The sequence below is a fragment of the Anaerospora hongkongensis genome (assembly GCF_004339805.1).
GTDB classification, from domain to species: Bacteria; Bacillota; Negativicutes; order Sporomusales; family DSM-15969; genus Anaerospora; species Anaerospora hongkongensis.
Map to the genome: position 1 here is coordinate 23,696 of NZ_SLUI01000001.1, position 24,075 is coordinate 47,770.

At 43.2% G+C, this 24,075-nt stretch carries 18 protein-coding genes; all 18 read right to left on the reverse strand.

The window, feature by feature from the left end:
- Positions 1–182: 182 nt before the first annotated feature.
- The 18 genes from EV210_RS00130 to EV210_RS00210 all read right to left on the reverse strand — a co-directional run bounded on the left by EV210_RS00130 (position 183) and on the right by EV210_RS00210 (position 23,888).
- Complete coding sequence (locus tag EV210_RS00130) at positions 183–1,526, reverse strand: pyruvate carboxylase subunit B (protein ID WP_132073782.1); 1,344 nt, start codon at positions 1,524–1,526, stop codon at positions 183–185.
- Positions 1,527–1,561: 35 nt separating this feature from the next.
- A complete protein-coding gene (gene citF / locus EV210_RS00135) occupies positions 1,562–3,100 on the reverse strand; it encodes a citrate lyase subunit alpha (protein ID WP_132073784.1) in 1,539 nt (512 codons plus the stop codon).
- A gap of 13 nt (positions 3,101–3,113) precedes the next feature.
- On the reverse strand, positions 3,114–3,983 hold the full coding sequence (locus EV210_RS00140) for an aldolase/citrate lyase family protein (RefSeq protein ID WP_132073786.1): 870 nt from the start codon (positions 3,981–3,983) through the stop codon (positions 3,114–3,116).
- Positions 3,984–4,268, reverse strand: a complete 285-nt coding sequence (gene citD / locus EV210_RS00145; protein ID WP_132073788.1) for a citrate lyase acyl carrier protein — start codon at positions 4,266–4,268, stop codon at positions 3,984–3,986.
- A 73-nt stretch (positions 4,269–4,341) separates the two neighbouring features.
- Positions 4,342–6,681, reverse strand: coding sequence for a hydratase (locus EV210_RS00150; RefSeq protein WP_132073790.1), 2,340 nt, complete (start codon positions 6,679–6,681; stop codon positions 4,342–4,344).
- A 308-nt stretch (positions 6,682–6,989) separates the two neighbouring features.
- Positions 6,990–8,252 carry a nickel-dependent lactate racemase family protein gene (locus EV210_RS00155; protein WP_132073791.1) on the reverse strand — a complete coding sequence of 421 codons (1,263 nt, stop codon included), beginning with the start codon at positions 8,250–8,252 and terminating at the stop codon, positions 6,990–6,992.
- A 28-nt stretch (positions 8,253–8,280) separates the two neighbouring features.
- Positions 8,281–9,039, reverse strand: coding sequence for an MBL fold metallo-hydrolase (locus EV210_RS00160; protein ID WP_132073792.1), 759 nt, complete (start codon positions 9,037–9,039; stop codon positions 8,281–8,283).
- A 26-nt stretch (positions 9,040–9,065) separates the two neighbouring features.
- Positions 9,066–10,469: a DASS family sodium-coupled anion symporter gene (locus EV210_RS00165; RefSeq protein ID WP_243650363.1), complete on the reverse strand. Its 1,404-nt coding sequence runs from the start codon at positions 10,467–10,469 to the stop codon at positions 9,066–9,068.
- Positions 10,470–10,582: 113 nt separating this feature from the next.
- Entirely contained in the window at positions 10,583–11,851 is a 1,269-nt protein-coding gene (gene dcuC / locus EV210_RS00170) for a C4-dicarboxylate transporter DcuC (RefSeq protein WP_132073794.1), read from the reverse strand.
- Between the two features lie 335 nt (positions 11,852–12,186).
- A complete protein-coding gene (locus tag EV210_RS00175; protein WP_132073796.1) occupies positions 12,187–13,062 on the reverse strand; it encodes a LysR family transcriptional regulator in 876 nt (291 codons plus the stop codon).
- Between the two features lie 967 nt (positions 13,063–14,029).
- Positions 14,030–15,568, reverse strand: a complete 1,539-nt coding sequence (citF, locus tag EV210_RS00180; RefSeq protein ID WP_132073798.1) for a citrate lyase subunit alpha — start codon at positions 15,566–15,568, stop codon at positions 14,030–14,032.
- 13 nt (positions 15,569–15,581) lie between these two features.
- On the reverse strand, positions 15,582–16,451 hold the full coding sequence (locus tag EV210_RS00185) for an aldolase/citrate lyase family protein (protein ID WP_132073800.1): 870 nt from the start codon (positions 16,449–16,451) through the stop codon (positions 15,582–15,584).
- 1 nt (position 16,452) lies between these two features.
- Positions 16,453–16,737, reverse strand: a complete 285-nt coding sequence (gene citD / locus EV210_RS00190) for a citrate lyase acyl carrier protein (protein ID WP_132073802.1) — start codon at positions 16,735–16,737, stop codon at positions 16,453–16,455.
- 74 nt (positions 16,738–16,811) lie between these two features.
- Positions 16,812–19,154, reverse strand: a complete 2,343-nt coding sequence (locus tag EV210_RS00195; protein WP_132073804.1) for a hydratase — start codon at positions 19,152–19,154, stop codon at positions 16,812–16,814.
- A 58-nt stretch (positions 19,155–19,212) separates the two neighbouring features.
- Positions 19,213–20,181, reverse strand: coding sequence for a 2-hydroxyacid dehydrogenase (locus EV210_RS00200; RefSeq protein WP_132073806.1), 969 nt, complete (start codon positions 20,179–20,181; stop codon positions 19,213–19,215).
- Between the two features lie 56 nt (positions 20,182–20,237).
- The gene (locus tag EV210_RS22940) at positions 20,238–20,468 is read right to left on the reverse strand and encodes a hypothetical protein (protein ID WP_243650365.1); all 231 of its coding nucleotides are present in this window, start codon (positions 20,466–20,468) and stop codon (positions 20,238–20,240) included.
- 8 nt (positions 20,469–20,476) lie between these two features.
- On the reverse strand, positions 20,477–21,544 hold the full coding sequence (locus EV210_RS00205; protein ID WP_243650366.1) for a CitMHS family transporter: 1,068 nt from the start codon (positions 21,542–21,544) through the stop codon (positions 20,477–20,479).
- A 478-nt stretch (positions 21,545–22,022) separates the two neighbouring features.
- A complete protein-coding gene (locus EV210_RS00210) occupies positions 22,023–23,888 on the reverse strand; it encodes a sigma 54-interacting transcriptional regulator (RefSeq protein ID WP_132073808.1) in 1,866 nt (621 codons plus the stop codon).
- Positions 23,889–24,075: the final 187 nt, after the last annotated feature.

The window sequence follows — 24,075 nt, forward strand, 5'->3', positions numbered from 1 at the left end:
ATACTAATAATTTTCTTCTAACGCATTGATCATTTTCAACTCCTGTTCATCAAGATTTCAAAGCCTATATCAACCTCAATCGGCTAGAACACTACCTCATTATGTATTAGTTACAAACATAGTAAGGCCCCCCTTTGATAAGGAGAGCCTTACTATGTTTGTAACATTTTTTAATTTCACATTTATCGATTATTTTTGAAGAACTCTAGCGCTACTTCCGGAAATAAAGCGTAAGAGAGCACATCTTCCGTAGAAGCACCAGCGTACCCCTTTTCCGCTAATTCATTGCGCAAGCTTGCCATCTGTGGAGCGATATCATCAGCCGGCCGGTAATTAATAACCGGTTCATCACCGACAATTGCTTTGCGGAACTCAGGATCAATGGGCGCAGGTGTACGACCGTATTTACCACGGACAATATCTTTAATTTCACGAGGTACAACCTTATATCTGCCCAGCATTACATTGAAGGCTGCCATCGAGCCGGTAATCTGACTCGTAGGCGTAACAAGCGGAGGATAGCCCAAGTCGGCTCGAACACGCGGCATCTCTTCCAAAAGCTCAGGATACTTATCTGCCATACCCTGTTCTTTCATCTGGTTCAGCAGATTAGACAGCATCCCGCCAGGTATCTGGAACGAGAGAACTTTCGTATCAATATCCATAGCTGTATTGAGTTTGAAAGTTTCAGCCAAATCCTTTTTCACACTGCGGAAATGATCTGCAATGGGGTACAGTGCTTCTTTCTTTATTCCCGTATCCCAGGACGTCCCTTCGAGTGCAGCAACGATAGCCTCAGTGGCCGGCTGGGAAGTCCCCATAGCAAAAGGTGATAAGGCGCAGTCAACAATATCAACACCTGCTTCTATCGCCTTTAGGTAGGTCATCGATGCCATTCCGCTGGTATAGTGTGTATGCAGTTGTATCGGTCTATCGATAGTCGCTTTGAGCGCTTGCACGAGATCATACGCTGTATAAGGAGACAGCAGCCCTGACATGTCTTTGATGCAGATAGAGTCCGCCCCCATCTGGACAAGATCTGTGGCTACCTGAAGAAAGCTGTCCTTATGATGATAGGGACTAATCGTATAGACAAAGGCCCCTTGCACATGAGCACCAGCTGTTTTTGCCGCCCGCATCGCCGTCTCCAGATTACGAACATCATTCAGCGCATCGAATATCCGGATAATACCAACGCCATTATCAACAGCCCGGTTTATAAACTCGGTGACAACGTCATCTGCATAATGGTTATAGCCTAACACATTTTGCCCGCGCAACAGCATTTGAATCGGCGTTTTGGGCAAATGTTTTTTTAAAGTTCGCAGCCGCTCCCATGGATCTTCGTTCAAAAATCGCAGACAGCTGTCAAAAGTAGCTCCGCCCCATGCTTCAAGAGCATGAAACCCAGCATTATCCAACTGTTCCAGTACGGGTATCATATCGGTTATGCGCATACGCGTTGCCGCCAGCGACTGATGGCCATCTCTAAGAACAGTTTCCATTATCTTAACTTGGTTAGCCATGTTCCCTTATCCCCCTAATATGTCTATTTATTGTATCAGAGAGGCCGGCGAATAACATCAATGATACTGCCGTCCCGGTACTCCACTACTCCGACAATCTGATCACTGACCGGAATAGGCTCGGGTTTGCCTGCGAGATTATAGGCTATTTGCTGCAAATCGTGAATGGACATGACAGGTACGCCTGATTCCTTGAGATTATTCATCAGATCTGTACGGCGCGGATTAACGGCTACCCCTCGTTCAGTTACAATAACATCCACTGTTTCGCCAGGTGTAACAATAGTATTTACCCGGTCCAGTACCATCGGCAGACGGCCTCGCAGCAGCGGTGCCACGACAATGGCCAGATTAGCTCCGGCAGCGGTATCCGAGTGGCCTCCCGATGCCCCCATGATTACGCCATTGGAATCGGTAATAACATTAACGTTAAAGTTAACATCCACTTCGGTTGCGCTTAAGATAACCACATCCAGCTGATTCACGATCGGCCCGCCGTTATGGGGATTGGCATAAAAGGACGCTGACATTTCCTGATGGCGGGGATTGTTTTTTATTGACTCAACGGATGGCAGATCAAAATCCTGTACATCAAAAATCGTTTGGATCAAACCTTCGTTCAGCATGTCCACAAAGGGAGCCGTTACGCCGCCCAAACCAAAGCTGGCAGTAATCCCCTGGGCAATCATTTTCTCCTTAATGAACCGGGCTGCAGCCAGCGAAGCGCCGCCGCTGCCTAATTGCAGCGAATAGCCATCTTTGAAGTAGCCTGAGTATTCAATTACAGTAGTCGCATAATCGGCAATGAGCAGTTCTCTGGGGTCGCGGCTGATGCGCAAGGCTCCTGAGGCAATTCCCTGCGGATTGCCGATGCTCTCCAGCTCAACAATATAGTCTACCTGGGTCTGCGGGATGCTGATCCGCTGCAAGGGACGGTCTACTAAATTATCGGTTAAAGCAATGACCGTATCGGCATAGGCCGCATCCACCATGGCATACCCCACAGAACCGCAGGCCGATTTGCCTTCCGTGCCGTTAATATTGCCGAACTTGTCGCAGCAGGGAGCGCCTAGAAAAGCGACGTCAATATGCAGTTCACCGCTTTCAATTGCTCTGGCCCGTCCGCCGTGAGAGCGAATCAGAACCGGTCTGGCCAGTTTTCCGGCTGTCATAAGCTTGCCAAGCTTTCCGCGTCCGCCGCTTGTTTCAATATTGGTAATGACGCCCGCCTCAATATAGGGAATGATCGCGTCATTGACGTCGTTTAACGAGCTGGGCGCTAAGGTTAAACCTTTGATTCCTTTTTGGGCAATCGCCTCGACAACCAGGTTTAGTATATAGTCGCCATTACGAAAATGATGATGAAAGGATATGGTCATGCCACTTTTTAGACCCGCGGCTTCAATTGCCTGGTCAATCGATTTGAGGATTTTCTCAGACCGAGGTTTAACAGAGCGAATTTTCGGACCCCAGAGACGGCCCGCCGGTGTTATGGCAAACGGTCCCGCATAGGGAACGATGTTATTATAGCCTGTAATTTGCTGGGGAATGTCTCTTCCAGCTGCATTAATCATGACAATACCTCCTCTATTTCTGTACGGCCGCCGCATAGTCGAGAATGCGCTGAGCCCGTACGACGATGGGGCCGTCAATCATTTTACCGTCCAGGGCAATAACGCCGGACTTCTTTGCCAGCGCTTCTTCATATGCTGCTAAAATGCGCTTGGCGTTATCAATTTCTTTGGCGGTAGGCTGAAATACCTGATGCACAAGGCGAACCTGGCGGGGATTAATTACCGACTTGCCATCAAAGCCCATACCTTTAATGGTGTTAGCTTCTTCGACAAAGCCGGTTTCATCATTCACATCGGAAAACACGCTGTCAATAGCCTGAATGCCAGCTGCCCTGGCAGCTAATAATAGCTCGGAACGGGGTACGAACAGCTCACGGCCTTCCTTACTCCGGGAGGTGCGCAGATCAGCAATGAAGTCTTCACCGCCGATTGCCAGGAATTCCATACGCGGACTAGCTGCCGCAATATCATAAGCGCAGCGCAGTCCTTTGGCCGTTTCAATGGCAGCACCGATGGCAATAGAGCCAGGAACAAAGCCGTTATCTTGCTCAGCTTTGGTAATAATCTCATCAAGCTCTTTAATATCGTCCACTGATTCGGCTTTAGGCAAACGGATGAGATCCGGTTTAGCAGGCAGTACTACTGCCAGATCATCGTATCCGAAAGGCGTGCTTAAGTGGTTAATCCGAATACAGGTTTCACATGGGTAGCTGATTGATTGAAGGGCCTCGGCCACCACATGGCGGGCTGCATCTTTTTCCGTGATGGATACGGCATCTTCCAGGCAAAAAATGATGGAATCAGCGCCATAAATACCGGCGTTCTGGAGCATTCCCGGGTTATTGCCCGGTACAAACATCATACTTCTGCGCATTCTGGCCATCTATATTCCTCCCTTGGCAGACGCTCTCTGTATGGCAGTCTGCAGCCTTGCCCGGATGGTACAATCAAGAGCCCCTTTATCATTGGCGTGCACCTGGGCGTCGGTAATTCCCTGACTAACCAATACCTCCTGTATCACTTGGGTAATGCGGGGTCCGTATTGCTTAATCACCGGGCTATTGAGCTCAATTATGATACCGGCACCAGGATTGGCAGGCGCGATGGTGATGATGATGTCATTGGACTCTACCGTTCCAGCCTGACCTGGCTGAAGTAACTTTTGCATATGGCACCTCCATGAATAATAACCCATTGGTAGCGCACAAAAGCACTACCGATGGGTTTGGGTTTACTCTTCTTTAACGGTTATAGTAGTTCATTAGGCAACCAGCTAAGATGATCTCTCGATCATCTTTAGTTAGGGATTCTAGCTTGAGTGTTAGCGTTTTTTTACCACGAATGCTGACCACAATACCTTCTACTGCTTCAGCCCCAGATTGAATAGCATGACGAATACCTGCAATATATATGTATTCGTCAACTTCCAGCTTACCCTGATCGTCCTTACTAATAGTAAATGGTACCATGCCCCAATTAATAAGATTGCTACGGTAGCGCTTGGTTGCATACTCCAGAGCAATATTTGCGTCTCCCCCCAACACTCGCTGACATGAAGCAGCCTGTTCGCGTGCAGATCCGTCACCAGGTTTGCGTGCAAAAATAACACTTCCAATACCTGTCTCTTGGATAAATCGGCGTAGCTGTTCGGGTGTATAACCAGTATGAGGCAGTACTTCATGGATTAGGTTACTTAATGCACTGTCTATTTGTTCGTTAATTAAACTTAAGCGTTTAATCTCTAAATTCTGTGCATCTTTTGCTCTGCCTACGTATGCCGGATCTTTGCGGGATAGTGTAAACTCTGCTAGCTTATATGGATTAGAACGATATGAAGAAGTCTCACCGGAAGGAATTAGTTCATCCGTAGTGGTCACAGGATCTTGGATGACCGCTGCTACTTTGAGCAGAAGGTTCTCAGGCAATGGACGAATGCTAGGCCAATTAGCAATATTGGGGCCAAATACCAGTTGATCCTCTGGGTTGGCTTTGCCAAATCCTTGATATATCCTGTTTTCATAAACCTTTTGATTAAACTTGTAAGGTACTGGTTTAAAAACATTTCCAACTTCCGTTGCCGGAGTCAATCTGCCACCATTTAACGCTGTAGCAGCTATGGATCGTGCATCCATTAGAGCCACGGATGCAATTTGCCCATTATCCGGTTTCGAGCCTTCACGGTTAGGGAAGTTACGCGTAGTATGACGAATACTGAATCCATTGTGACTAGGCACATCCCCTGCACCAAAGCAAGGGCCGCAGAATGCGGTCCGAATAGTAGCTCCTGCCAACATTAGACATTCAATGGATTTATTACTAATTAGTTCCATGTTTACTGGTTGACTAGACGGATAAACGCTTAATGAAAATGCATCATCCCCGATTGAGCTTTGGCATAATATTTGTGCCATAGCAACAATATTTTCAAAGGTTCCGCCAGCACAGCCAGCTACAACACCTTGATCGACCTTAAGGCGTCCGTTAACCAACTTATCTGTCAGCTTAAACTTTAGATTAGGATTCTCTAGCTGTTTCTGGCCTTCTAATTCCACATGCCGTAAAATATCAGCGCCGTTTTGATTTAATTCCTCAATAGTCCAAACATTACTTGGGTGGAATGGAAGTGCAATCATGGGGCGAATACGGCTTAGATCAACTCTGACCAGTCCATCGTAATAGCTGATTTCACTAGGATCGAGTTTACTGTATGCTTCAGGGCGGCCATGAATACGGTAGTACTCTGCCACTTGCTCATCTGTTCTCCAGATGGACGATAAACAAGTAGTTTCTGTTGTCATTACATCAATACCATTTCTAAAATCAACAGAAAGGTTATCAATACCAGGGCCAACGAATTCCATTACTTTATTTTTGACAAAGCCAGAATCAAATACAGCACCAATAATGGCTAATGCTATATCCTGCGGTCCTACCCCCGGCAAAGGCTTACCTTCTAGATAGATAGCAATTACATCGGGATACGCAATATCATACGTGCGCTTCACTAATTGTTTAACAAGTTCGCCACCGCCTTCGCCAATTGCCATCGTGCCTAAGGCTCCGTAGCGAGTATGACTGTCGGAGCCGAGGATCATTTTATTGCACCCAGCCATCATTTCACGCATGTATTGATGAATAACGGCCTGATGAGTGGGAACGAAAATTCCGCCAAATTTCTTGGCTGCCGACAGACCAAATATATGATCGTCTTCGTTAATAGTGCCGCCGACTGCACATAAGCTATTATGACAGTTAGTGAGTACATACGGTACTGGAAATTCCTTTAAGCCGCTAGCTATAGCAGTCTGGATAATTCCCACGTATGTTATGTCATGGGATGCTAATGCATCGAAACGCATCTTTAAGTTTTGAGCATCTCCCGAAATGTTATGACTACTTAAAATTTGATAAGCAATAGTACCTCCCTTTGCAGCTTTCTTATCTAGAATACCGCTGTTTAATGCTGATAATCCTGCTCCGAATAATTTGCTATTTATCTCGGCAACATTTACTGCTCCATTGTCTTCAACTATAACTTGCCCTTTTATTAAAAACACACCATTCTTTGTTAGCTGTACCATTTTATCACTCTACCTTCTGCGTTTGCGCTAAAGTTATATTTAGTGACTTGTGTATATCTACCACAAATAGGGGAGCATCAGATTTCCAGATACGCTGATATCATTCGCATCGCCTTGTTTTGAATTTACCTATTTAAAACCCAACCAAGCGCTTAGCTACTCGTCTCAATCGTAGTAATCAAACCTATGTCCTAATTATTGGCGTAGCAACCAAATCAGTTATCATTCATGTTAAACACGTTCGAAGATGATTTCGCCCTCTGATCAACGGAAATACTGCCATTTCATCTTCAGTTTAAATGCTACCTTTAAGGAATAGTAGCATCTAATACTGGAATACACTCACCTGCATAAGGAATACACAAAACTGAAGGGTTATCAAAGCCCGCTAAAGCAGTTTCCGCAGCTTCCTGAATAGAGGTATAGCCTTCCATAAACATTTCTGCCAATTCGGCAGGGTTAATTCCTGTAGTTACCATTATAACCCGATGTTTTTTTATCGCACGAGCGATCATATATGCTTTGGAAGAGTGGTCTGCAGAAAATCCTTGTTTCCGAAAATCCTCTATAACAACATCTACGTTCTCAGCCCTTTTTAATATTCCACCGAACTTACCAATACCATGGGAACATTCTGCCACAAGAACAATCGTTCCCCCTCTCTTAGTGACTTGTTCTGCGACTGCAAGGGCTTTCTGCGATTGGTGAAGATCGATATCTTTAGGAAACATGCCCGGACTTACAAATACAACATCAAAAGCATGGTCTACTTTACGAATCCACGACTTTTCACATATAGCTACACCATGCATATGGGCTTCAACTAGATCACCTGCCACAACATCTACCACTTCATTCTTGAAGTTCTTGATTACATTCACAATAAAGTCTGCTCCTGCCAATTTTGCTGCCGAAACGGCTTCCTCATGAAACGCATTCCCTTCGATGATGCCCATTACCGCTTCTTCCGGTCTGATGGGGAACGAGTGATGTGTCTGAAGCGTCTCAATTCCCGCAATGCCTGGAACAACCGACTTGCGTCCACCACTAAAGCCGGCAGACTGATGCGGTGTGATCATGCCTGTTAGTATTTTTAATGAAGCTTCAGCATAGTGCTTATTTACATAGACCGGCATATTTCTTTTAGTTTTACCTACATACGTTAAAGCAGCTTTATCGTAACAATCGTGGCAGATAACCTTCAGGCGACCATACCAGTAACCAACCATCTTTTGTATCTCTTCTTCAGTGGGCATCTCGTGATTCCCCAAAGCTACTATGACCGTTATTTGTTCCGTGTTGATACCACTAACCGCCAATTCTTCGATAATGGCTGTCAACATAGACTCCGTAGGTACAGGTCGTGTAATATCGTTTATTACAATAGCTACAGATGATTTTCCCTCCGCTAGTTGGGAAAGCCGTTCACTACCAATTGGTGTAGCCAAAGCTTTACGAATCGCATCCAGTTCATCAGGTACTCCAGGTATTACTACAGGTAGTAATACCTCCGCCTTATTTATTGTCAATTGCGCTGTTTCTTTTCCAAAAGGAAAATTTACTATAGTCATTTTTACACCTACTCGTTATGATTTGTAGTTAATGAATCTCTTGTTTGGCTAAAGAACTTTGTTCGATGACAAGTTCAAAATTCTTAGGTTTCTCACTATCAGCGACACCAGCAGGAATAATGATAGTTTCATGGATTGAAGTCGTTGCAATAATTTGGTCTTCTGCAACTCTTAAAATCCGGTCATGTCCTGGTATCACGATTTCCGCTATATCACGTATTTTTTTGATACTCTGCGCGCTTGCTGTAACGTCCCAGGCTTTAGGCACATGGCCTGTTGCTAATTCTGCCATATTCTTTACTGCATCACCGGCAACGACTGTAACCGGCATATTAGCATCCCGTAAAACAAGAGCCATTCCGCCCGGAGTATGGCCTGGCACCAAAAGTGTGGAGATACCTGGTATAAATTCTGCATCTTCTTTGACTAATTCCAGTCTACCGGTTTTTTGTATGGCTGGAAAAAAGTGAGGAGGAATAGCATAGTTATCAGAATTTTTACTGACCCAGTCTGCTTCTACTTTATGCATCAGAATACGGGCGTTAGGAAAGTAATCATAGTTATATACATGGTCATAATGAAAATGGCTCAAAATCAAAGTATCGATTTCATTAGGATCTATGTTCAACTCCGCGAGTCTCTGCCGTACTTGAATCCGTTTTCCCGGACCGGCAGTGTCGAACATGATTTTGTGTGAGCGATGTTCAATATATACCATGGCTCCCCACCCTAATGTCCCACTTGTCATTCGTCCGGGAAAACCAGGAAAGACTAATTCGTATTTCATGTGTAAACCTCCTTAGCGCTATTTCATTACCAAAAACCCAACATATGCCAATAAGGTAACCCTACAACGAGATGAACAATAACACTTACTACAACAACTGCAGCCCCAACTTTCCACCATGTTACTTGATCTACATAGCCTGGTCCATAGAGTACAGCCCCGGCAGCACCACCGTAATGGGTCAAAAGTGATCCATAGGCTGCAGAAAATGAGATCAAGAAAGCAAGCGGCATAATCGGTACCTGAGCAACTAAACCAATAGTGAAGAACACTGGGATCATAGTTGTAACATAGGCAGCCATCGAAGCGAAAAAGTAGCGTACAGCAACACTGAAGAACAACAAGACAGCCAAGATAACAATCGGACTATAGCCCGAGAAATTAAGAGTGGCACCTAAGAATTTTGCCATCCAGTCGAAGAACTTGGCTTTTGCCAAACCATCCGCCAACCCAATGATTCCTCCATACCAAATGAGCGTGTTCCAAGCTCCTTGATTGGTAACTACGTTTTCCCACTTGATAATACGAGTAAATAGACACGATGCTAAAAATCCAATTGCTACTGCAGTTGCGTCAATCTTTGTAATAGTACTTGTCGCCCACCCGGCAACAGCCAAGATAAACAGCATAATTAATATCATTTCCTTGCGTGACAAAGGTCCGAGGTCTTGTAGCCCTTCTGAAGCAATCTTTTTGTTGTCTATTTTACCAATTTGGGCAGGATACATTTTATGCACAAGCCAAGGAATTATAAGGAGACATATCAAACCTGGGGCTGCTGCTGCCTGGAACCATGTCATCCAGTCTATTTGCACTTTTAAAATTTTATTAGCAAAAGAGGCGATTAAGCCATTAGGCGCCACTGCGGTCATAAAAACATAACTCGTGGACAATGAAATTTCATATAAAAGAAGTGTTAGGTAGGCACCAATAACTCTGGCTGTAGGACCTGGTTCTGAATTTAACGTTAAGGCTATACTTCGGAAAATCGGATAAACAATACCACCAGTTCTAGCGGTGTTAGAAGGAGTAGCCGGACTTAAGACTAGATCGGTGATTGCAGCAACATATCCAAGACCTAAACTGGAGCTGCCAAACTTACCAATGAGTAAATACGCAATTCTTCTTCCGAGTCCAGTTTCAACAAAAGCAGCTCCAACCATGAAAGCTGAGAATACCAGCCATGTTACTGAATTGGCATACCCTAATAACAGAGTATTGGTATTCTTTAAAACAACACTAGACAAACCAATTGCAATTAAAATAACTGTCGGTTCAGGTAGTGGTCTAAGCATTAATCCCAAAATAGCCCCGATATACAAGGCGAAAAGATACCACGCTTGGAGCTCTAATCCACTCGGTGGTGGTAACAAGCAAATAATAACCGGAATCAAAATACATGCCAACATTTTCCAGCTGCTTTTTAACAAAAACACCACTCTCCCCTCATTTACTCGAATTGATTACTTAAAGTTGTAAATGTTGTCGTCTCAGGTACTCTTCTCATATCTTGTGTAATGTTACAAATACTCAGACAAAGAGTTTATTTATACATTAATAAGACCATTAAGGTTACTAAAGCAACAATCATACCAGGCGCATTGCGCTTGGCAAGCTCGAGAGGATTGACGCCTGCAAAAGTTGCGCAGATTATAGCTGCTCCTGAAATCGGCGACATCGTACGGCCAAGTGCTCCTCCAATGGCCGCCATGCTTCCCATATCCATCCCGTTTATACCGAATTGAGCTGCATGAACTGTCACTGCTTTATTGAAAGCTACTTGAGCAGCATCGCCTGATCCACACATTATCGCAAGTAAAAAGGGCCCGAATGTAGCACTTAGCTTTGCAATATCTGTATTGGAAATCATCAAGTTAATAGCTGCTTGAATGACACCAATAGCATTTAAACCACTCACGAACACAAGGGAGCATATAATAATCGCAAAAATATGACCAAAACCTTCTCCCACTCCATGCCAGAATTCCTTGACGACTTTGCCTGGATTCATACGGGTAACTAAGAAAGCGGCAAACACCCCGATAATCATTGCGTGAGAAATTGCCACCTGTTTGAACGCAGCTACAAAATTCATATTGCCAAGGATTAGAATTAAGAGTGGCAGAATGGGCACAAAAGCCTTGAGTAAATTGACTTGGAAATCTTGCTGTCCAGCATTTATAGTGCTAGCATCTGGTTCATATCCTTTATTTTCTTTCCGTAGGTATGCTACTACGGTTAAAGTTATAGCTCCAATAATTCCAACTGTAGCAAGTGGTATGGCATGATTGGCGACAACTGCCATTGGGGTTGACTTAGCAACATCAGCAACTACAATGTTAGGAGCAAATCCAGGGTTAAACATAGCACCGTATGTTCCAGCAAGTACTGCAGATCCGGCAATCGCTGGATGTACTCCAGAAGCCATCAAGGATGGAATCAAAATGGCCCCAACAGCGGCTGAACATCCTGATGCACTGACTACGGAAATGTTAATCAGAAATGTTACTAACACCGCTCCGGGTATCAAGAAAGGCCCTGCCTTTTTAAGGTAACGTGCTAAAAAATGAACAAGATGTTTATCACATTCGGTGACCTTAAGTACCATTGCAAAACCCATAACGGCTATGATCGGTTCAAAAATTTTCGACTCCTGCATAGCATGGGAAAATGCCTTGAACGCTGCCATCGGGTCTCCGGCAATGATGGCCATAACTAAACCAGAACAAAATAAGACCATACGCGTTTCATACTGTTTAATAAGAAGATAAATTGTTAGAAGAATAATTAAGGCACCTATAAGTAGAAGCAAACTTATCCCTCCTCCAAAAAATTCATTTCTAAATGTTATTGTTTAACATAACGACTAATTAGAGTTAGTTTAGTATCGATTATCTCACTCCCGCCACATTAATTTTTTCGCTGTAATCATTCTTCTATAACTTAAACCCGTTTGTTAACTGCTTCTCCCCTGCCCCCTTAAGTTATTTAATACAATATCATGATACGCTATCTAATTAATTACAAAAAATACCGAATTCAGATAATATCTATAAGAAAAAAAAATACATTATAATCAATGTAATCAGAATTCAATCACAAAAAAAGACACTCTCACTTGTTTAATAGTGAGAGTGTCTTACTAAATTAGAAGCACGAGCGGTTATAGTATTTATTTACAAATTCAACAAACGTTTTTATCAATGCTATTTTAAGATTATCGTGATGATATATCATCCACGTCCGCCTAACCAATGATTTGCCACTATTGTCAAGCATCGGAATTTTATTAACTTCATTCGTATTCAGAAGCATTCCTTCAGGTAAAAAAGCATACCCCAAACCGCTTAAAACTAATTCTTTACACGAATCCACCTTGTCTACCTTTACAGCCACACATGGCGCTGAAGAAAAGTTTTCTTTCCACCATTTATCTAGTGAATCTCGCATCGACTTGCTGTTGCTCTTATAATCAATTCGAGGTATTGCCGGGAGATCTTCCAATTTAATATTCTGTCGAGAAACTATATACATATCCTCCTCGAATAACAAATCTTGTTTTCCTGACCATTCATAGTCTCCACGAACAAAACCAATATCAATATCACACGCATGCACATGATCAACAATTTTTCCACTAAAATTAGTACTTATCTTAAATTCTACATTAGGATACATTTCTATAAATTGCTTCAATAACTCCGGAAGTTGATGCCTAAAAAACAGTATAGATGCTCCTATTTTTAGACTACCCTTAACCTCATTTCTAATAGTTTGGATTGTACCCTCAATGAAGTGGATTTTTTGAAGCATTTCTCTAGCAGATAGAACTAAAAACTCACCTTCAGGTGTAAAGTTTACTCCCTTTTTACTACGGATAACAATTTGTGAATTAAACCTTTCTTCGATATATTGGAGACGATTAGTTAAGGCTGGCTGAGAGATAAATAATGCCTCTGCAGCCTTGGTTATACTCTTCTCTTCATATAACTTAATTAATATAACCCAATCACGTTCCTCCATTAATACCTCCCTATAACAAAAAAGAGTAGCCAACTACAATATAGTATACCATATATTATTATGATACTATATTTTCATAGTATAAATTTTCAATACTTTTTTATTATTCTAATTATATTAGAAGCCAATCAAGGTGATAAAAATTCACCCTCAGTTGGCCTCTTTTACCTATTTATATATAAGTATTCTCATACTTTCTGCAAGTAAGCAACACTCCTATTTGGCGCCTTACGACAATGTGCTGTAAATTACGTTTTAGAATTTCAATAAAGGCTAACATTTCTCAAATTCAAATTATTCTTAAATGCCTCGTGAATAGCTATTTTTTTCTCACTTACATCATTTTCTTAAAATAAACGGATTATTAGCTTAGGGACCTAGATGCATCTTAGCTATACATCGAATAAGACTATCTTCAGATCGATGCAATAATATTGAATTGAGCTGTTCTCTTCAGATCCAATTAGCATAAATATCCGAACTTTAATGGGATACGCTAAGTGCAGCATTTGAAACTTCTGAGTAAACGGACGGTTTTAAGTCTATGTAACCTCTTAAAGAACAAATCTCTTCCAAAGCAGCTTCAAGTTCGCGTTCTTTACTTTTAATTGTGTGCGAAGTCCTTCTCTAAAATTCATACGCATTGCCGACACATCGACACTGATCTTTGACAATCTTCAATTTTTCTAATGTAGTTGGCAGATATAACAATCACCTTAGTAGAATACAACCTCTAGTCAAACACGTCCCCCTATTTGCTTATTTTCAGCAAGTGCCACGAAAAGTTCTACTAAGAAGCCCAAATGCTCCTGCATATCCCGAAGAAGGTTCTACTTTTATTCCATTGACGGACACTATACGATATTGATATTCTGGCATAACAAACAAAAGCCCTTTCAAAAACGAACCTCCAGCCCAAAATGCCAGAGGTTCATTTTGCTTCTTCACTGCACTTGTGCAGCCATTCTTATAATGGTCTCCGGATGACATCAATAATCGAGCCATCACGATATTCGACAACACCTACAATTTCATCACTAACTGGGATAGAATCGGGCTTTCCCACTAAGTCATAAGCTATTTTCTGCAGATCCTGAATGCTCATTAATGGTAGCCCTGATTCTTTTAAATTATCAAACAAGTCATTTCTCCGCGGATTAACGGCTACGCCGCGCTCAGTTACAATAACATCGACTGTTTCACCGGGTGGCACAATGGTATTGACCCGGTCGAGTACCATGGGCAGACGGCCTCGCAGCAGCGGCGCCACGACAATGGCCAGATTGGCCCCGGCAGCAGTATCCGAGTGGCCACCCGATGCACCCATGATAACGCCATTGGAATCAGTAATCACATTAACGTTAAAGTTAACGTCTACTTCTGTAGCGCTTAAGATAACCACATCCAGCTGGTTCACAATGGGCCCGCCGTTATGAGGATTGGCATAAAAAGATGCCGACATTTCCTGATGGCGGGGATTGTTTTTTATTGACTCGACGGAGGGCAGATCAAAATCCTGCACATCAAAAATCGTTTGTATCAAGCCTTCATTCAGCATGTCCACAAAGGGAGCTGTAACGCCGCCCAGACCAAAGCTGGCTGTGATACCCTGGGCAATCATTTTCTCCTTAATGAACCGGGCTGCAGCCAGTGAAGCACCGCCGCTGCCTAATTGCAGGGAATAACCTTCTTTGAAGTAGCCTGAGTATTCAATTACGGTAGCCGCATAATCGGCAATAAGCAGCTCTCTGGGATCGCGGCTGATGCGCAATGCCCCTGAGGCAATTCCCTTCGGATTGCCGATGCTCTCCAGCTCAACGATATAGTCTACCTGGGTCTGTGGAATGCTGATCCGCTGCAGGGGACGGTCGACCAAATTGTCTGTTAAGGCGATGACCGTATCGGCATAGGCTGCATCGACCATGGCATACCCCATAGAGCCGCAGGCCGATTTGCCTTCGGTGCCGTTAATATTGCCGAACTTGTCACAGCAGGGAGCACCTAAAAAGGCAACATCAATATGCAGTTCACCGCTCTCAATTGCTCTGGCCCGACCACCATGGGAGCGGATAAGGACCGGCCTGGCCAGCTTCCCTGCGGTCATAAGCTTGCCAAGCTTTCCCCGGCCGCCGCTTGTTTCAATATTGGTGATGACGCCCTCCTCAATATAGGGAATGATCGCGTCATTGACGTCGTTTAACGAGCTGGGCGCTAAGGTTAAACCTTTGATTCCTTTTTGGGCAATCGCCTCGACAACCAGGTTTAGTATATAGTCTCCGTTGCGAAAATGATGGTGAAAAGATATGGTCATGCCATTTTTGAGACCTGAGGCTTCAATGGCCTGGTCAATAGATTTAAGGATTTTCTCTGAACGGGGTTTAGCAGAGCGGATTTTGGGACCCCAGAGGCGGCCCTCAGGTGTTATGGCAAACGGTCCCGCATAGGGAACGATGTTACTATAGCCTGCGATTTGTTCGGGAATGTCTCTTCCAGCTGCATTAATCATGACAATACCTCCTCTATTTCTGTACGGCCGCCGCATAGTCCAGAATGCGCTGAGCCCGTACGACGATGGGGCCGTCAATCATTTTACCGTCCAGGGCAATAACGCCGGACTTCTTGGCAAGCGCTTCTTCATAAGCTGCTAATATGCGCTTGGCGTTGTCAATTTCTTTGGCGGTAGGCTGAAATACCTGATGCACAAGGCGAACCTGGCGGGGATTAATTACCGACTTGCCATCGAAGCCCATACCTTTAATGGTGTTGGCTTCTTCGACAAAGCCGGTTTCATCATTCACATCGGAAAACACGCTGTCAATAGCCTGAATGCCAGCTGCCCTGGCAGCTAATAATAGCTCAGAACGGGGTACGAACAGCTCACGGCCTTCCTTACTCCGGGAAGTGCGCAGATCAGCAATGAAGTCTTCACCGCCGATTGCCAGGAATTCCATACGCGGACTAGCTGCCGCAATATCATAAGCGCAGCGCAATCCTTTGGCCGTTTCAATGGCAGCACCGATGGCAGTAGAGCCAGGAACAAAGCCGTTATCTTGCTCAGCTTTGGTAATCAGCTCATCAAGCTCTTTAATATCGTTCACTGATTCGGCTTTTGGCAGACGGATGAGATTCGGTTTAGCAGGCAGCACTACCGCCAGATCATCGTAGCCAAAAGGAGTGCTTAAGTGATTAATCCGGATACAGGTTTCACTTGGGTAGCTGATCGTTTGAAGAGCCTCGGCTACCAAATGGCGGGCCGCATCTTTTTCAGTAATGGATACGGCATCTTCCAGGCAGAAAATGATTGAATCAGCGCCATAGATACCGGCGTTCTGGAGCATTCCCGGGTTATTGCCCGGTACAAACATCATGCTTCTGCGTAGTCTGGACATGTTAGTTTCCCCCTTCAGTACCAGCTCTGAGAATAGCTGTTCTTAACCGAGCGCGGATAGTACAATTCAGGGCGCCTCTATCAGTGACATGTATATTTGCATCTTCGATTTCCGATGATGTCAGTGTTTCAACAATCACTTGGCGGATTTGGGCACCATACTGTTTGATTACGGGGCTGTTAATCTCGATGCTTATACCGGAACCCGCATCCGAGGGCATTACGGTAATTAGAATATCGTTCGATTCTATCGTTCCGGCTTGCCCGGGATGAATTATTCTGCTCATTTGCTACCTCCATAGAGTTAAGCCACTGATGGTACACCAAAGCAATCATCAGTGGCTTTTATTTTAGTTTTCAATTAACGGTTATAATAGTTCATGAGGCAGCCCGCCAAGATAATATCTCGGTCATCCGAAGAGATATTTTCTAGTTTTAATAGGACTTTTTCAGTTCCGTTATCGGTAATAACGGTTGCGTTTACTGTTTCGGCTCCTGCCTGGACTGCTTCGCGAATACCGGGAATATAGATATAACTATCTACGGCCAGTTTATCCTGCGCAACCTCGCTGATTGTGAAAGGAAGCATTCCCCAGTTGATAAGATTACTGCGATAGCGTTTGGTAGCGTACTCCAAGGCGATATTGGCATCTCCGCCCAGCACACGCTGACAGGAAGCGGCTTGCTCTCTGGCCGACCCGTCGCCGGGCTTGCGTGCAAAGATTACTGTTCCAACTCCAGTACTCCTGATAAGCTTTTGCCAAGCATCATCAGGATATTCATTGGGGAGAAAAGCATTCCGGAAGAACGCAGCAACCTCTTCGGGTACTTGTTCATTAACAGCTTGTTGGCGCTTAGTTTCAATAATTTGTACCGTCTTAGCCCGGTCTACATAAGCAGGATCTTTGCGGGATAAAGTGAATTCAGCCAGTTTATAGGGGTTGGAACGATACGAAGAGGTTTCACCAGAGGGAATAAGTTCATCAGTCGTAGTTACCGGATCGTGGATGACAGATGCTATTTTAAGAAGTAAATTTGAGGTCAAAGGCCGAATTTTCGGCCAATTCGCAATGTTGGGTCCAAAAACCAGTGGTTGTTCAGGCTGTGCTTTACAAAATCCTTGGTAAATACGATTTTCATAGACTTTTTCATTAAAACGGTAGGGTACGGCTTGATAAACATCGCCAACTTCAGTTGCCGGAGTTAGTCTACCGCCATTACGTGCCGTAGCCGCAATAGATCTGGCATCCATGAGAGCGACAGAAGCAATTTGCCCACTATCAGGCTTGGAACCTTCCCGGTTGGGGAAGTTGCGTGTAGTGTGTCGAATACTAAAACCATTATGTACAGGAACATCTCCTGCGCCAAAGCATGGTCCGCAGAAAGCGGTCCGGATAGTTGCCCCTGCGAGCATTAAGGTTTCAACAGTTTTGTTGTTGATAAGCTCCATTGCAACAGGTTGGCTGGAAGGATAGACGCTTAAGGAGAATGCATCAACTCCAATGGATTGTTGACCTAAGATTTGCGCCATGGCTATAATATTTTCAAAGGTTCCGCCTGCACATCCAGCTACTACCGCCTGGTCGACCTGAAGCCTTCCATTGACGAGCTTATTGGTTAGCTTCAATTGAAGATTGGGGTTTTCCAGCTGTTTTTGTCCTTCAATTTCTACCAGACGCAAGATATCCAATCCGTTTTGATTGAGTTCCTCAATGGACCAGACATTGCTGGGATGAAATGGTAAGGCGATCATAGGACGAATACAGTTCAAGTCAACCTTTACCATCCCGTCATAGTAGCTTACCTCATCAGGAGCTAGCTTTTTATATTCTTCCGGACGACCATGTATACGGTAGTATTCAGCTACTTGCTCATCCGTGCACCAGATGGAAGATAAGCAAGTGGTTTCAGTTGTCATTACATCAATTCCATTGCGGAAGTCTACGGTAAGATTATCGATACCTGGGCCGACGAACTCAAGGACCTTATTTTTAACGAAGCCGGTTTTGAATACAGCCCCAATAATAGCTAAAGCTACGTCTTGTGGTCCTACTCCGGGGACCGGCTTGCCTTCCAAATAGACAGCAATTACTTCAGGGTACGCAATATCATAGGTGCGTTTTACCAATTGTTTAACCAGTTCACCGCCGCCTTCGCCAATTGCCATGGTACCCAGTGCACCATAGCGAGTGTGGCTATCAGAACCGAGTATCATTTTACCGCAGCCAGCTAGCATTTCTCGCATGTATTGGTGAATAACCGCTTGGTGAGTGGGAACGAAGATTCCGCCAAATTTCTTGGCTGCCGACAGACCAAATATATGATCGTCTTCGTTAATAGTGCCGCCGACTGCACACAAGCTGTTATGGCAGTTGGTCAGTACATACGGTACTGGAAATTCTTTAAGGCCGCTAGCACAGGCTGTTTGTACAATTCCTACATAGGTGATATCGTGTGAGGTCAGAGCATCAAAGCGTAGTTTCAGTTGCTGCATGTTACCGGATTCATTGTGGCCAGTCATAATACGGTACGCAATGGTGCCAGCTTTAGCGTGTTCTTTAACGATAGCTGTCTGCTCCAGTTTCTCTAAACCTGCACTTGTTAGGCGATTATTAGCTTCCTCTACAGTTAGTTGCTCACTTTTATCTTCTATAATGACTTGACCTTTTATAAGATAAGTACCGCTTGGTAATATTTCAATCATTTTCTCACCTCTTTCTGTGTAAATAGTACAGTTTGTTTTCGTTTATAGAAATCAATAGTTACTCCTCATTAAGGCGAGCTACAGAAATTGGCTTTTCTCCTACTGCTACACGTTGAATATTTTCCCAAGCAAATCGGGACCTACGGAACCATCCCTCATATGCGTGCCCTGCAACATGGGGGGATAGTACGACATTGTCCAATGCCAGCAGGGGATTGGATACAGCTATAGGCTCTTGGTGAAAAACATCAAGTCCTGCGCCGGCAATGCGTTTCTCTTTCAGTGCAGCAATCAACGCATCTTCATCCACGATCTCACCCCGGCTCGGGTTAAGAATCACTGCATTTTTCTTCATCATTAAAAACTCACGCTCTCCGAGCAGGGAACGTGTTTCACGCAGTAGTGGAAGATGAATGGTAATAATATCCGCTTCTTTCACTAACTCATCTAATGAGACACGCTTAGCTCCCAGCTCCGCTTCAAGTTCAGGCGACGAATTAGTATCATAATAGATAATGTTAGTCTCAAAAGACTTTAAGCGCCATGCTACTTTCCGTCCAATATTACCAGCGCCAAGCAACCCAACGGTTTTCCCTGCTACTTCAAAGGTATCAAACCCAGTAACCGCCTGCCTCCATTTTCCTTCCCGGACAGATTGGTCGCAAGCAATAAGCCGCCGATAAAGTGTTAACAATAACGCTACCGTATGCTCGGCTACAGCCCACGCATTCGCGCCACCATTAGTAGCCACTGGAATTCCTAATTCACCAGCCAGCTTAAGATTAATCTTGTCATATCCCGCAGTTAAAAGCTGAATAAGGTGAAGAGACTTGGCTTCCTGCAAAACACTATCAGCAAGCTCTCCAGGATGCAGTACTAAAAACTCTGCCTCCCTAATTAACCTCACTTTCTCTAAATTGCTAATACTGTGTGAATGCCACGCTAATTCGAAGCCTTCCGGCATCATTTCACCAAAAATAGTTACAACGTCTTGTCTTAGCCCACTAAAAAAAAGTACCTTTTTCATTTATTACATTCTCCTGTTCTTGCACACTTTAGAAATATGGCTATAGTTCAAGTATTCTACAAAGGAATGGCTCCTAGAACAATTGCTGTAACCAGCATAATTAATGAAGTCATTATTGATGGCAGCAGTGCTTTTTTCGTAAGCTCCTCAAGTGTAACATTATTCAATCCGCACAAAATATAGGTTGATGCGACAAGCGGACTTAGCAAATGACAGCCTTGTGCAACCAAGGACGCCCGCCCGATTTCAGCTACGCTTATACCGTAGTTCGCTGCAGTTTTTGCCAATATAGGAACTATCCCAAAATAGTAAGCATCATTGTTAAAAAATAATCAAAGGGCAAACTTGTTAAACCGGTAATTAGCGCTAAATGGGGCCCCATAGATTCAGGGATATTATTAGTAAGCGTTTTAGCCATTGCATCAATCATTTTGGTTCCACTCATAATTCCCGTAAATATTCCAGCGCCTAAAACCATTGAAATGTTGGGCAATACATTTGTTCCATAATAAGAAATTCGCTCTGCTTGTACTTTTAAATTAGGATAGTTAATTAGCAAAGTAATTGCTGTTCCTACCATAAACAGCACATTCAATGGCAGGAATCCTCCCACCAAACAAACCATAAGTATGACAGTTAAAGTTAGGTTTATCCAGAACATCTTGGGACGTTTTAACGCAGCTGCGCCTTCATCAAGTTCGACAGTAAACTCAGATACAGCAGCTGTCTCAGTACATACCGGATTTAGTACACCAAGCCGTTTCCGCTCAGCAATCCCAAAACGATAGGCTACAAACAAAATCCAAGCAGTTCCTATGAACATTCCAGGAATTAAAGGCGTAAACAGTTGCGAAGCATCAAGATTTAGGGCTGCCATTACCCTGGCGGTCGGACCTCCCCATGGAGTAATATTCATTACCCCATTTTGCATGATTGCCAGCGTCGGTAAAATAACCGGATCAATTTTTAACTTTCTATGAACAGCAAGCATTGCCGAGGTAGTAATTATATAGGTAGTAGCACCATCGCCATCAAGTGATACGAGGCCAGCTAGTAAAGCAGTACCGACTACCACTCTTACCGGGTCACCTTTAGTGGCTTTTAAGATTGCATTGATCAAAGGGTCAAACAATCCAGTGTCAATCATAATCAAGAAATAAATCATGGCAAAGGCAATCATGACTGCCGTTGGCGCCACTTGCTTAATACCTGCTAATGCCATATCACCAATATTTGGTCCAAAGCCTAGGACAATTGCAAATAGGATTGGCAGTAAAATCAGACCTACCATGGCAGATAATTTTTTCTTCATCAGTAAAGTCATAAAAACAATAACTAGCAAAAAACCTGCAAAAGCAATCATAGACAAAAACCTCCTCATTATGAGTAACTTTATTTCGTTTGGATGGCCATCCACTACTGTCATTTTATATAAGCAAAAAGCATGCCAAATTCATTTTATCCAGCAATCTTTTTTAGCGCTAAATCATACTGACCTGAAAAGCACTATTAATGCACGCTTTTGTCAGCCTTTGTGCACCACAAAAGAAATTTTAATGTCTCGTGCTTGAGATAATATTTCAGATAACTACGTCAATTTCGTAAATTCCATCTCGATTATTGCTAATAAGTTGCAGAAACGAAAAAGTCGTCGCTTATTTATAGCTAAGATGTTCAAAAAAGCAATATAAAGTTGCTTTTTTTATAGAAATTGCTGCTTGCTCTTTGCCTTCATATTGCAGAATCTGGATTCATAAAACTATTAGCGTAAAAAACTTATTCACTTCGATAGGTAAATTGGATAAAAAAAACCATATTCACGAGTGAATATGGTTTTAATACTATTTAGTTATGCCTAATCGATTCATCTTTCGCCAAAGTGTGGTTCGATTAATATTCAAGGCTTTTGCTGCAGACGCAACTACACCGTTGCTTTCATCCAATGCCTTTAGAATAATTCGTGCCTCATCGTTTTCAACCGTAATGTTATCACAATCGCTTTCAAACATCAGAAGTTGAGAAAGAAGAGCAGTAGATACCGTATCTTGCTTTGCAACAGCAACAACTCTTTCAATAACATTTCTTAATTGCCTCACATTTCCTGGCCAATCGTAGCTTTGAAGCAATTTTAATGCACCACTGCTAAACTTAATTGTCTTATCCGCTTCCTGGCAAAGTTGGTCTAAAAAGGTTTGAACATATAGAGGAATATCCCGTTTTCGACTGCGAAGTGGCGGAATACGAAGATTAAGTACGTTTAACCGATAAAATAAGTCTTCTCTAAATTTTCCTTGCTTTACTAAATCACCTAACTTCTTGTTAGTTGCGGCAATGACTCTTACTGAAACAGGGATCACTCTATCACTGCCTAGCCGTACCACTGCCCGCTCCTGTAAGACTCGCAGCAGTCTCCCCTGATTGATGACGTCCATTTCACTTATTTCATCCAAGAATATTGTTCCCGTATGAGCCACTTCAAATAAACCAAGCTTCCCCTCTTTGCTGGCTCCGGTAAAGGCTCCTCCTATATAGCCGAATAACTCGCTCTCAAGTAACTGCGCAGGTAATGCTGCGCAATTGACAGCAACAAAAGGTCCTTTATTTTGCTTACTTTGATTGTGGATACTTTGAGCAAACACTTCTTTTCCAGAACCCGTCTCGCCAAGAATTAAAACATTTGCATTCGAGTTTGAGAAGCTTCGCGCCAAATTAATCGTCAATTTCATTCCCGGATCAGAACTATGGATATCTTTAAACGTATAGGTAGCTATATGCCCCTTAGAATAGATTTCCTTGCGAATACGCGATTCCATCATTTGTATTTTGGTAACGTCCTGAAAAGTTACAACAGCTCCAATCGTTCCGTTCCGGTATGTAATGGGTACCTTATTGCATAATACTTGGACGTTATTTACATAAAAGAGTTGATTTCTTATTCTTGTTCCTGCTGTAATAACATCTCGTAACTTTAAACTAGGCCACACATCATCAATATCGGTCCCAATATCACATGCTATTGGTGATTTCAATATTTTTTTCGCTACAGGATTTATTGCTATAATCCTGCCAGTTTCATCTATAGAGACGATTCCCTCATACGCATAGTCCAGTACCGTTGTGATCATACCAGATTTTCTTTTTTCCTGCTCAATTGTTACCAGCAAACTTTTAGCACTATTAAAAGCTTCAATATAAGCATGACCGCCTGTCACAATTTCAACACATGGCAAGTTTCTTTTTTTTGCAGCAGTAATAGTGGTAAAACCACCTAATAAAACATTTGCACCATCTTGTAAGGCTTGATCAATTTGCTCATTGATTTGTTCGCGAGATTTCAAATAGTATTTTTTTATTTTTATGCCAATGGCAGTTTCCAGGCACTCAACTTGCTTAATCATCGAGGGGAATGATACAACTGCCACCGTCCCACCATATTCACGCGCCTTTTCCAGAGCTATTGCCAAATCAAAGCCTGATATCGGAATATCAATTACCGCAACACTAGGGCATGCATCTCTAATATTATAGGCGGATTCTCCCCGGGCAATAATTATCTCAACACCTTGTTCAATTAGCTGCTTCGCTTTCATTACGCCATCCGCTAAAGAGCCTACCTCAAAGATAATTTCACTTAAAGATTCAGCTAATAGTATCTTAAGCTCACTTAGTTTATTCTCATGGGGAGCAAAAACTGCGATTTTCTTCATTTTTCTTCACCTGTCGATTTATTCAGTTTAATTTTAAACGAAACAACATCAAACAGCAACTCTAGGTTTCTCTAATACCGGCTAATCGCCTCATTTATTTTTCTTTGCAGGTTATCAAGCTTTTCAATGACTAAAGCCCATCAATCTGATGAGCTTTAGTCATTAGTATATTTTTACATTATAGTTA